Source organism: Mycobacterium sp. (assembly GCF_049280035.1).
Lineage (GTDB): Bacteria > Actinomycetota > Actinomycetes > Mycobacteriales > Mycobacteriaceae > Mycobacterium.
Window position 1 is genome coordinate 1 of sequence record NZ_JBAPPI010000369.1, and the last position, 4,538, is coordinate 4,538.

Consider the following 4,538-nt stretch of genomic DNA (forward strand, 5'->3'; position numbering starts at 1 on the left):
ATGATGAACAGTCCCGCGAAGAACAGCAGCGTTTCCCACTCGACGCTGGACAGGTAGAACTCACGGTCCAGGCCGGAGATCAAGATCAGGATGCCCGCACCGGTCATCGCCACCAGCGACGGCTCCATGTGGATCACATGGTGCGCGACGAATCCGGCGAACACCGCGAGCAAGACGATCCCGCATTGGATCAGCAGCTTGCGGTTACGGATCGCTTCACTCTCGTCGAGCGTCATGATATCGGCGACCCGCGCGGGGTCGACGGTGAAAGAGCCGGGAAATAGGCGCGGGATCAGCGCCAGCAGGGCGGCGAGCACGATGATCACCGCCGGACCCATGTTGGCCAGGAACGAAATGAAACTCAGGTGGGCTCCGGTGCCGATGATGATCGTGGTCGGGTCACCGACCAGGGTGGCCGCGCCACCGATGTTGGCGGCGAACGCCTCGACGATGAGAAATGGCACTGCACTGACTGCCAGTCGGTCGCACACCAGCAGGGTGACCGGTGCGATCAACAAGACCGTGGTCACGTTGTCCAGGAAGGCCGATCCGACCGCGGTCACCAGCACCAGCAGGATCATGATCCGTAGCGGGGAGCCCTTGGCGCGCTTGGCCGACCAGATCGCGATGTATTCGAACACCCCGGTCTGGCGGACCACGCTGATGATGATCATCATCCCAAGGAGCAAAAAGATGACATCCCAGTCGATCCCGGTGTCGCGCGAGTAGAAGACCTCATCGGAATTGATGACAGGCAAGAAGAACACGGCCACCGCGCCGGCCAGCGCAACCATGGTTTTGTTGAAACGCTCGGTGGTGATCAACGTATAGGCGACCACAAACACCGTCGCCGCGTAGATGGCGTGAATGAGGTTCATCGGTTGTCCTGCCGTTGGGCACGCGCCTGGCTGGGCATGGGCGGCGAAGCGGCGCTCAAGATTTCAACGCCGCGGCCAGCAGGCGGGATGCGGTGATCACGCCATGCAACTTTCCGTCCTTGGTGACCGCGATCAGCGGACTGCGTGCCCGCGCCATCTCCGCGGCCACCTTGATGACAGTGGCACGCGCATCGACCGTCGGAATGTCACGCAGGTAATCGGGCAGCACGTCGCCGACCGTCTTGCCCGCCAAATTCTGCATAGCCTGGTCAGGCGTGGGGTCGCCAAGGACGCCGGCCAGTGTTAGATCGTCCTGCACGTAACGCGGCAGGATGAATCGCACCATCGCGAACGCCGGGAGCACCGCGTACGGGTTCCCCGAAGCGTCGGTGACCAGGAGTCCGGCCAGACTGTGCTCGGCGATCATGCGCGCAGCGTCGACTGCGTCGGAGTCTATGGGCACGATTGGGAACTTCTCTTCGAGGTCCTCTGCCCGCACACGGACACAATACTTAACCCGTGCTTCGCGTGACCTGGTGGGCAGGCTAGCTCAATGCGAAGTAGCGCACCCACAGATAGCCCACGGAAAGTGCGAACGAGACCGCGGTTACTACCGCCCCCCTTTTGGTGAAGTCCCAGAAGGAAACGGGATGGCCGGCGCGTTGCGCGATCCCGACCGCGACGATATTCGCGCTGGCTCCCACGGCGGTGAGGTTGCCGCCGAGGACGGTGCCCAACAGCAGAGCCCACCACAGCACACCGGAGCTGGTGTGTGTGGTGATAGATGCGGCCATGTGTGCGACGACCGGTGTCATCGTGGCTGCATACGGAACATTGTTGATAAAGCTGCCCAATGTGAAGGACACAGTGAGGATCAACATCGTCGCCGTCCAGGCATCGCCGTGGGTCAGGTGACTGGCCAGATCGGCCAATTCTCTGACGACGCCGGTCCGCACCAGCGCCCCGACCATGATGAACAGTCCCGCGAAGAACAGCAGCGACTCCCACTCGACGCTCGAGAGGTAGAACTCACGGCTCAGGCCGGACATCGCGACCAGGATGCCGGCGCCGGCCAACGCCACCAGTGAAGGCTCGGTGTGGATCTCTTTATGCGCGACGAATCCGGCGAACACTGCAGCCAGGACGATTCCGCATTGGATCAGCAGCCGGGGATTGCGGATCGCTTCCCTCTCGTTCAGCGACACGACATCGGCGGCCCGCGCGGGATCGACGGTGAAGAAGCCTGGAAACAGCCGGGGCAGCAGGATCAGCAGGACGGCGAGGACGATGATCACCGCCGGCGCCATGTTGGCCGTGAATGTAATGAAGCTCAGGTGGGCTCCGGTGCCGATGATGATGCTGGTCGGGTCGCCGACCAGGGTCGCAGCGCCGGCGATGTTGGCGGCCAGTGCCTCGACGATGAGAAACGGCGCTGGACTGATATCCAGCCGGTCGCACACCAGCAGGGTGACCGGTGCGATCAACAGCACCGTGGTCACGTTATCCAAAATTGCCGTTCCGAGCGCGGTGACAAGGATCAGCAGGATCATGATCCGCAGCGGGGAACCCTTGGCGCGCTTGGCCGACCAGATCGCCATGTATTCGAACAAGCCGGTCTGCCGGACCACGCTGACGATGATCATCATCCCGAGGAGCAGGAAAAGGACGTCCCAGTTGACCCCGGTGTCGCGGGAGTAGAACACTTCGTCGGAATTGATCACCGGTAGGAAGAACATTGCCGTTGCGCCGCCCAGCGCCACCAATGTCTGGTTGAAACGCTCCGTGGCGATCAACACGTAGGCGACCACGAACACCGTCACCGCGTAGACAGCATGAAAGACGCTCATCGGCTGCCCTGCAATTGGGAACGCGCTGGGCTCAACATTTGCGGCCGGTGATCACGTCGCGCAATCTGCTAGGTGCGGTCGCGTCGACCGTGCAAGTCATCGTGCACTCCTGAATAGCCCTGAATAGCAGGGAAACCCGAATAGCACGAAAACAACGCCGACCAGGCTTCCCGGCACACCGGGGCATAACTTAGCAGGTCTACCTGGACGGCGCTGTGCGTCTCATTCAACGTTCAGGTTCGGCTACTGTCGAAGTATCTCCGCAGGTCGGCGCGGTGGACTGGCAGGCGTGCGTACACTGGCGTGATGCTCGAACAGATCCGTGGGCCCGCCGATCTGCAGCACCTTTCTCAGGCGGACATGCGTGATCTGGCCGAAGAGATTCGCGAGTTTCTCATTCACAAGGTGGCGGCCACCGGAGGGCATCTGGGGCCCAACCTTGGCGTCGTCGAGCTGACACTCGCATTGCATCGGGTATTCGATTCGCCACACGATCCGATCATCTTCGACACCGGCCACCAGGCCTACGTACACAAAATGTTGACCGGCCGCTCGGCGGACTTCGAGACGCTGCGCAAAATGGGTGGCTTGTCGGGTTATCCGTCTCGGGCCGAGAGCGAACACGACTGGGTTGAGTCAAGCCATGCCAGCGCGGCGTTGTCCTACGCTGACGGGCTGGCCAAGGCATTCGAGCTGACCGGACACCGCAACCGCCACGTCGTCGCGGTCGTGGGCGACGGCGCGCTCACCGGCGGCATGTGTTGGGAGGCACTGAATAACATCGCCGCCGCGCGCCGGCCGGTGATCATTGTCGTCAACGACAACGGCCGTAGCTACGCCCCGACCTTCGGGGGTTTGGCCAACCACCTGGCCTCGCTGCGGCTGCGGCCCAGCTACGAACACCTCTTGGAGCGGGGCCGCGCCGCGGTACGCGGAATGCCGGTCGTCGGCGAATTGGCCTACCAGTTCATGCACAGCGTCAAAGCCGGTGTGAAGGACGCGCTTTCACCGCAGCTGCTGTTCACCGATCTCGGGCTGAAGTATGTCGGGCCGGTCGACGGCCATGACGAACACGCCGTGGAGACCGCGCTGCGCAGCGCGCGCGGATACCGCGGCCCGGTGCTGGTGCACGTCGTCACCCACAAGGGCATGGGCTACGGTCCGGCCGAGGCCGACGAGGCCGAGCAGATGCATTCGTGTGGGGTGATCGACCCGGCGACCGGGCTAGCCACCAAGGTCCCGGGACCGAGCTGGACTGCGACGTTCGCCGAATCGCTGATCGACTTTGCGGCCAAACGCCGCGACATTGTCGCGATCACCGCGGCCATGCCCGGGCCCACCGGGCTAACGGCGTTCGGCCAGCGCTTCCCGGATCGGTTGTTCGACGTCGGCATTGCCGAGCAGCACGCGATGACGTCGGCCGCCGGATTGGCCATGGGTGGGCTGCACCCGGTGGTGGCGATCTACTCGACATTTCTCAACCGCGCGTTCGACCAAATCATGATGGACGTGGCGATGCACAAGCTGCCGGTCACCATGGTGCTTGACCGAGCCGGGATCACCGGCCCGGACGGCGCCAGCCACAACGGCATGTGGGATCTGTCGATGCTGGGCATCGTCCCCGGCATGCGGGTAGCCGCGCCGAGGGACGGTACCCGGCTGCGTGAGGAGCTCGGTGAGGCGCTCGACATCGACGACGGCCCCACCGCGATCAGATTCCCGAAAGGCGATGTCGGCGAAGATATTCCGGCGCTTGAACGCCGCGGAGGAGCGGACGTGCTCGCCGTGCCGGCTGATGGACTGACCGCCGATG

Annotated in this window: 4 protein-coding genes; 1 reads left to right on the forward strand and 3 read right to left on the reverse strand. The window is 63.4% G+C overall.

Annotated features, from left to right (window positions below; all coding sequences use genetic code 11):
- The 3 genes from WAN71_RS12510 to WAN71_RS12520 form a co-directional block, all read right to left on the reverse strand.
- Positions 1-878: SLC13 family permease (locus WAN71_RS12510; RefSeq protein WP_422225631.1), on the reverse strand; the 878-nt coding region annotated here is incomplete at its 3' end.
- Between the two features lie 55 nt (positions 879-933).
- Positions 934-1,377: a CBS domain-containing protein gene (locus tag WAN71_RS12515; RefSeq protein ID WP_422225632.1), complete on the reverse strand. Its 444-nt coding sequence runs from the start codon at positions 1,375-1,377 to the stop codon at positions 934-936.
- Positions 1,378-1,423: 46 nt separating this feature from the next.
- Positions 1,424-2,725, reverse strand: coding sequence for an SLC13 family permease (locus WAN71_RS12520; protein ID WP_422225633.1), 1,302 nt, complete (start codon positions 2,723-2,725; stop codon positions 1,424-1,426).
- A 306-nt stretch (positions 2,726-3,031) separates the two neighbouring features.
- On the opposite strand from WAN71_RS12520, the gene dxs reads away from it, so the two are divergent.
- A partial coding sequence (gene dxs, locus WAN71_RS12525) for a 1-deoxy-D-xylulose-5-phosphate synthase (RefSeq protein ID WP_422225634.1) occupies positions 3,032-4,538 on the forward strand: 1,507 nt, incomplete at its 3' end.